Raw genomic sequence first — 7,200 nt, 5'->3', positions numbered from 1 at the left:
TATTTGCATAACAATTCCCGAAGAGCCAGAAATAGGTACTTCTAGTTTCAACTGCTACTCCAATAATTATCGCAGTCACCACAAAAGGCCACCGATCTTCTCCCAGAAGTTTCCGTATTTCGCTAAAAAGATCGGTGGCGGCAGTTGTCTGAGAATCTACCAAAAATAGGTAATGGGTGAATGAACTGAAAAAAGGAAACTTATCTAATTCCGTTAGAACCTGACTACAAAATACCATTTACCCTAAGCCAACGAGTTTTCCAAGTGGGAGTAAAGATTTTGTAGCTTTCTTCTTTATTGACTTTGATATAGCCTTTGTCCGCTAGTTTTTCTAATTTGTCTTGTAAGTTAGCTTCTCCAATTCTATCTGTTTCAATTTCAAAGCTCAAGACAGTGGCAGCATTAACTTTGAGTAAATCAGATAAAAGAGACTTCTCCGCGGAGGTTAAATAATTGTCAGACTTAGCTGAAGTCCCAGAATCACCCTTATAAGTGTCATTGTCTTTGGACTTAAAAGGAAATATGTCAAGCATTCTGTTTTGTGTAGTTTATAAATACACTTCGACCAGTACATCTTGATCCTCAGTCATGACTCTCTGAGTTCATGAATGGGAATGACTGAGATATGTCTGAGTTTTTTGCGATAAAAGCGTAAACGACCACTCTAATCTCTGATCTCATGACTGAGATATGTCTGAGTTTTTTGCGATAAAATAGAGATTGCGTCGATTGATGGAAGTTTATGGGGCGATCGCTTAAAGTAAAATCAGAATATATCCCTAGAGTCAAACAAGCAGTTAAACTCAATGGTTACGCAAGTCAAGAGCTGCTTGCTGAGGATTTAGGATTCGCAAAATCGACTATTAGCCTTTTTCTTAACGGTAAATCGATTAGTAATCTCAATTTTTTTGAAATTTGTCAAAAATTAGCCCTTGATTATCGAGAAATCACTGACTGGGATGAGTTGGAGGAAACACCAGCTGCCACGTCTGAGGATGAGGGAGAAAACCGGGCCGCGGATTTTTCCAAGTATATTGAACGTCCTCCAGTGGAACAGCTTTGTCTGGAGACGGTGAGTCAAGCAGGTTCATTATTGCGGATTAAATCAGCCAAGGGGATGGGTAAAACCCTATTAGTCGATAGAATTTTGAGTCAAGTTGACAAAAGAGAGTATAAAACCGTCAGTTTCAGTTTTTTACAAGCAAGCAAAGGAATTCTCGGCGATTTAGACCGATTGCTCTCTTGGTTTGCTTTGATTATTTCCAAGAAATTAGGGTTAGCAGCTCTCTTTCAGGAAAAATGGCAAGAAGGATTAGGACTTTATAGCTGTACTGCCTATTTTGAAGACCATTTGCTCAAAAAGCTGGATAAACCCCTAATTTTAGTTTTAGAGGAGATAGATAGTCTCTTTGCCTATGCAAGCGTTGCCGACGATTTCCTTAGTTTATTTCGTCTTTGGCACGAGGAGGCAAAAAATAATAATACTTGGCAAAAGTTACACTTAATTATCACCTATTCCACAGAAAATTATGTTCCTGCTGACCTGAATAAATCTCCTTTCAATGTAGGAACAGAAATCCTGTTACCTGATTTTACTCTAGAACAGGTCTTGACTCTAGCTAATAAATATCAGGCTAACTTGGGAAAAGATGAACTGCAAAAAATAATTAATCTTGTCGGGGGACATCCCTATTTAATCCAAAAAGCGATTTATGCGATTAGCCAAAAACAACTGTCTTTAGCAGATTTTTTAGAGACAGCAGCCACGGAAGCGGGAATTTATGGGGATCATTTGCGAGGACATTTGCTAAACTTACAAGAACATCCAAACCTAGCAGCAGGAATGAAAAAGGTTGTAGAGTCGTCTTCTCCCGTTGATTTAGGTGCAACAATTAATTGGCAACTTCATAGTTTAGGATTAGTAACCTTTGTGCAGAATGCTGTTCAACCCCGTTATCCACTATACAGCAACTATTTTAGGTATCGCCTATCCTCCTAAAATCCAATATATTGAGTTAAACTGTTGTACATCTAAATCTAATATTCGTTTTCACCTGTTCCCCGTTCCCTCATCGAATCCAGAACTTTAAATGCGGACTAGCTTAGGCACAGATAACCTTTGATTAAATTATTCATCGAACTTAACCAATCAGACAAATTGCTAATTTTAATGCTATGGCGACCAATTTTTATCATATTGGAGGCAGCGTCCCCCTAAATGCACCTAGTTATATCAAGCGGGAAGCAGATGATATATTTTATGACTATCTAAAAAATGGACAGTATTGCTATGTATTGAATTCCCGTCAGATGGGAAAATCAAGTTTGTGGGTACAGACACAAAAACGACTGAAAGAGGATAATATTGATTGTGCTACCATTGATTTGAGTGGTCTAGGAAAAAACATATCCGAAGATATTTGGTATCGAGTATTATTTGAGCAACTGGTTAAACGATTTGATCTTTCTATTCGGGGAAAAGAGCAAACTTGGTGGGATGAACGAGCCTATAAATCACCTATTAATCGTCTTGATCAATTTGTAGAGGAAATTCTCTTAAAGGAGGTATCCCGACCTATTGTTATCTGTTTTGATGAAATTGATAGCATTCTGAGCTTAAATTTTTCCACAGATGCTTTTTTTGCTTGGCTGCGTAGCTGTCATGAAAAACGTCCTCACAATCGTGATTATCAACGTCTAACCTTTTGTATGTTGGGGGTAGCGACGGTTTCTAACTTTATTCGAGATAATAATCGTAGTCCTTTTAATATTGGTCAAGATATTCGATTATCTGGATTTACTATAAAGGATGCCAGAAAACTTGCCGAGGGATTGCAGGACAAAGTTATCGCACCGGAACGGGTTTTAGAGGAGGTTATAGAATGGACAGGTGGACAACCGTTTTTAACTCAAAAAATTTGTAATTTAATCTCCACATCTCGCCCTGAATTTGGCAAGGAATCCCCAGCAACCCCGATTAATGTCGGCGATTTTATCCAGTCCCAAGTAATTAGTAACTGGGTATCTCAAGATAGTCCAGAACACCTAAAAACTATTCGGAATCGTTTATTAAATAAGCGTGTCACGGGTAGAAGAATGCTGAAGCTTTACCTAGAAATTTTAAGAAATGGTGAAATTACCGATGATGGTAGTCCCGATCAAATAGAATTACGCTTAACAGGATTGGTAGTTCAAGACCGACAAAAGTTAAAAGTTTATAATAAGATTTATAGAAATGTTTTTAATGAAAATTGGGTGACAACCGATGAACGACCTGTCCACAATTTTTGGAATTGACTGTATTGATTATTGGGGGTTAAAATTTCCAAGAAAAATCCTGTCCCACCAAAGAAACTATTTCCCAGTTCAGATGTATTGCCAAACATTAAACCGAAACCAAACATCCAATAAGCCAAGGCAGAAACACAGAAGACAATTAGGTTTTTAGCTAAGACATTAGTGGCGTTATTAGTACGACAAAAACCCGTTTCCAGCATGGCAAAACCCGCATTCATAAAGAATACTAACGAGCCGGCTATTAACATCCAGAGATTAGCAACTAAATCCAGAGTAGAATTATTTAAATCTTGTGCTGTGACTTTGCCTACACCGATCAACAGCATGACGATAAGAGAGAAACAAAAAGATAGGATATTACGCAAACGCGGGCGATATTCTAGAAAAGATAATAATCGATTCATCGGCTATAACTCTCATGGGCAATTTCCCCTTTATAGTAATTGATTTAATCCCCTATCGTTCACTCAAAACTGCTTTTTTTCTGATCCAGATAGCGAGAATTGTCAGGAAAAGTAAACCCATCACTCCCGCTAAAGGATTTTTATCGATTCCAGTTAACCAATCGGGAACAGTACCAGTGTATTTAATTAACTGACCCACATTTAATATATAGTATGCCCAGACTAAACCCGCGTGCAGACCGATACTTTTACCCAAACTACCACCACAGGCGCGTTTTGCCCAACCGAGAACCAATCCTAGCAAGACTAAGGCAGGAAATTGGGGAAAAGTGCGGATAATTTCGGCTAAAGGTTTAATAAAGTGGGTAAGAGCGAAAATTAAGGCACTAATCACTAGAGCGATAGCGGGACGATAATCCTTTTCTAATTCTCCCAGTAACCAGCCCCGAAATAGCAATTCTTCCGCAAAACCCACCGCTAAAGCGACTAAAAACCCCTCCAGGATGATTTTGCTGATCTGGGGATTTGCGGGTAAGAAATTTAACCAACCTAGGAACCCTTGGGACAGAAAAAGCGAGAAAGTGAAAAATAAACCGATCGCCAACCCGTTAATTAACTCGATCGGCGTTTTTATTCGCCAAATCAACCCATAATCGGCTAATCCCTCATCGCCATAAATTGTCCGTCCCCACCAATGGGATAACCCCAAAAATTCCAGATAGAGAACAGAAAGGGTCAAAATTGAGACAAGATTGGCATTAGTGGCAAAAAAGTGATAGAGGGGAAGTGCGATCGGCAACCAGAGAAAAAGTAAGAGCAAAATAAAAATTCCCAGTCGCAGGGGGACTGGGTAAGTGGCAATTACCCGTAATCTTTTATTCATCGGGTTCGATACTGCTGGTTAAACCTTTATTTTTCAAGGTTTCACAGTAAAATTCCGCGTGTTCTTGGATGCAGGTAATCACCAAGGCCGTACCATTAGTGTGCGCTTCCATCATGATATCGACTGCTTGGGGTTGCGTCATACCGGCGATCGTTTGCATTAAACTCTGAACCACATACTCCATCGAGTTAAAGTCGTCATTGTGGAGTAAAACGCGATAACGCGGTGCTGGTTTACGGATTGTCGCTGTGGAACGCTTTTCGATGACTTCTGTGGACACCGTGTCTCTCCTTTGAATCTATATCACAAATAAAGGTCAATTACTAATGATCATAATCAAAATTTCCAGATTGAGCTAGGCTTTTTCAGCGATCCGTGAGGGGTTGGGTGTTGGGGAGTGGGGGACAGCCACAGGAATGACATTTCTAGATGGATAGATCATAATTAAATTGACCCTGTAATTTAACCTTATTTCTCTATGTCTGCTGGCGAATTACAAAATCTCGATAAAAATATTCAACGCTTAAAAGAACAATTAGCGGGAATCCGCGATGCGTGGACAGGTGCGCGTCCAGAAGATAAAGTTCTTTTGCAGCAACGCATAAACGATAAGCGCATAGAAATTAAAGAATTGGAACGAGAAAAATGGGATTTAATCGCCAGCGAGAGTCAAGAAGCATCTTTTCCTGATGCCGAGGTAATGGTAGCAGAAATTGTCACAGAATTGACGGCAATTACCAAAGAACCACCCTCAGAACTTGCTTCTGCACAAATCTTAGAATTATTAAATCAAATTCTGGCTAAACTCAATCAACCAGAGCGATCGGCAGCAGCCAAATTAAAAGCGGCCATATCTACTATACCCCCTTTTGTTTCCCTGACCTACGAAGCGGAATTAGATACTGAGTCAACTTTTAAGCGTTATTTTCCCACATTTAATCGTGCGATCGCAGGAGTGAAAAATCGTCTAAAAAAGTAAGTATTCCCTCTATCCCTAGTAATGTGGGCAAAAGTACGGTTAATTTTGTCGGGAGGGAAGATGAGTTAACCTTAATTCATCAGAAATTGCAAACAGAACAAGGGGTGATTGTTTGCGCGGTGGAAGGGTTAGGGGGAATAGGAAAAACCGCTTTAGCTTTGGAATATGCGAAACGATACCAACAGGAATACGCGGCACAATATTGGTTATCCTTGCGACTATCGGGTTTAGCAGAAGAAATAGTTAAATTAGCTGGTCCCTATCTATCTTTACCAGAAATATTGAAAAAAGAATCTTTAGAAAAACAAGTGTACTGGTATTGGCAAAATTGGCTACCTCAGCAGGGAAAATTATTATTAATTCTCGATGATGTCCCCAATATCGACAGAATTCCCGATCGAATGTTACCAAAAGATTCTAGGATTAAGATATTAGTCACCACTAGGGAAAGGTGTCTTAGTACGGAATTTCAGTCTATAGCTTTAGATGTTTTACCCTTAGATAAATGTGTGGAATTATTAACCAAAATTGTTGGTACTGCTAAAGTTGAGCAAGAAAAAGCTTTAGTAGAACAGATTTGTCACGAAATTTTAGGACGCTTAACCTTAGCAGTGGAGTTGGTGGGGGAATATTTAGCGAAAAATCGTCATTTAAAGTTTAGCCATTTACGCGATAAATTAAATTTAGCTCATACTGCTTTAACCAAGGAAAGAAACCACAGAGATTATGGACATTTAGGGGTAGCAGCCGCAATTAAAATCAGTTGGGATGATTTAAGTTCTGCTGTTCAAAAAGTGGCAATGCTGTTGAGTTTATTCGCACCGGTGGCTATTGCTTGGACGTTGCTAGAAGATACGGCAAAATCCACAGAAATTACCGAAAGCGAACTAGAAGAAGCGCGGGGACAATTGGATAATTCTCATCTGATGCAACCCGTGGATGAGGACTATTCTTTTTATCGGATTCATCCCCTCGTGAGAGAATTTTTTCAACAGCAATTACAGGAAATTCCTAAGATAAATTCTCTTTATCGATGCGCTTTTGTGGAAACTTTGTTAACCATTGCCGAAAATATCCCGCAAACCCCCACAAGGGAGATTATTGCAGCAGTAACTCCCGCAATTCCCCATCTGCAACTTGTCAGTCAAACCATGTTAGATGATATTCCCAACCTGGAAGATAATTTAAGTCGGGTGTTTCTTGGGGTAGCTTCGTTTTATAAGGGACAGGGAGAATATAATTTAGCAGCAGCTACCTTAACAAAATGTTGTGAAGAAATCCAATCTCGCTTAGGAGAAAACAATCTCTATTTTGCTAGCAGTCTCAATAATTTAGCAGGATTATACCTCTCCCAAGGCAGATACGCAGAAGCGGAACCCTTGTATAAGCGCTCCCTTTCTCTGATAAAACAGCGATTAGGAGAAAACCATCCTAGTGTTGCTACCAGTGTCAATAATTTAGCAGGATTGTACCAATGTCAAAGCAGATACGCAGAAGCGGAACCCTTGTATAAGCACTCCCTTTCTCTAAGGGAACAGCTATTAGGAGAAAACGATCCCATTGTTGCTACCAGTCTCAATAATTTAGCGGTATTATACGAATCGCAAGGCAGATACGCAGAAGCAGAACCCTTGTGT

Annotated in this window: 8 protein-coding genes and 1 pseudogene; 4 read left to right on the top strand and 5 right to left on the bottom strand. The window is 39.5% G+C overall.

The features are described from left to right. Positions 1 to 238: pseudogene (locus tag PX636_RS05780) on the bottom strand (hypothetical protein); the annotation flags it as partial. Next, positions 225 to 533, bottom strand: a complete 309-nt coding sequence (locus PX636_RS05775) for a hypothetical protein (protein ID WP_002796007.1) — start codon at positions 531 to 533, stop codon at positions 225 to 227. The pseudogene PX636_RS05780 and the gene PX636_RS05775, both read right to left, overlap by 14 nt. 209 nt (positions 534 to 742) lie before the next feature. On the opposite strand from PX636_RS05775, the gene PX636_RS05770 reads away from it, so the two are divergent. Next, complete coding sequence (locus PX636_RS05770; protein WP_288116469.1) at positions 743 to 1,999, top strand: AAA-like domain-containing protein; 1,257 nt, start codon at positions 743 to 745, stop codon at positions 1,997 to 1,999. Positions 2,000 to 2,175: 176 nt separating this feature from the next. Further along, positions 2,176 to 3,297 (top strand): AAA-like domain-containing protein, encoded by a 1,122-nt coding sequence (locus PX636_RS05765; RefSeq protein WP_288116468.1) that lies wholly within the window; start codon positions 2,176 to 2,178, stop codon positions 3,295 to 3,297. Here the strand turns inward: PX636_RS05765 and PX636_RS05760 are convergent. Genes PX636_RS05760 through clpS form a run of 3 tightly spaced genes read right to left on the bottom strand, consistent with a single transcriptional unit; the run spans position 3,228 to position 4,864 of the window. Beyond that, positions 3,228 to 3,701 carry a hypothetical protein gene (locus PX636_RS05760; RefSeq protein ID WP_374756728.1) on the bottom strand — a complete coding sequence of 158 codons (474 nt, stop codon included), beginning with the start codon at positions 3,699 to 3,701 and terminating at the stop codon, positions 3,228 to 3,230. The two genes, PX636_RS05765 and PX636_RS05760, sit on opposite strands and share 70 nt — an antisense overlap. Positions 3,702 to 3,753: 52 nt before the next feature. Further along, positions 3,754 to 4,584: a CPBP family intramembrane glutamic endopeptidase gene (locus PX636_RS05755; RefSeq protein ID WP_288116467.1), complete on the bottom strand. Its 831-nt coding sequence runs from the start codon at positions 4,582 to 4,584 to the stop codon at positions 3,754 to 3,756. Then, on the bottom strand, positions 4,577 to 4,864 hold the full coding sequence (clpS, locus tag PX636_RS05750) for an ATP-dependent Clp protease adapter ClpS (protein WP_002738526.1): 288 nt from the start codon (positions 4,862 to 4,864) through the stop codon (positions 4,577 to 4,579). Before clpS ends, PX636_RS05755 begins: the two co-directional genes overlap by 8 nt. A 198-nt stretch (positions 4,865 to 5,062) precedes the next feature. Between clpS and PX636_RS05745 the strand changes: the two genes are divergently transcribed. Further along, entirely contained in the window at positions 5,063 to 5,563 is a 501-nt protein-coding gene (locus PX636_RS05745) for a hypothetical protein (protein WP_288116466.1), read from the top strand. 23 nt (positions 5,564 to 5,586) lie between these two features. After that, positions 5,587 to 7,200 (top strand): tetratricopeptide repeat protein (locus tag PX636_RS05740; RefSeq protein WP_288116465.1); only part of this gene is annotated, 1,614 nt, incomplete at its 3' end.

The sequence above is a fragment of the Microcystis sp. M53598_WE2 genome (assembly GCF_030067735.1).
GTDB classification, from domain to species: Bacteria; Cyanobacteriota; Cyanobacteriia; order Cyanobacteriales; family Microcystaceae; genus Microcystis; species Microcystis aeruginosa.
The sequence above is the reverse complement of the archived record's forward strand: the minus strand, read 5'-3'. Positions and strand labels throughout refer to the sequence as shown.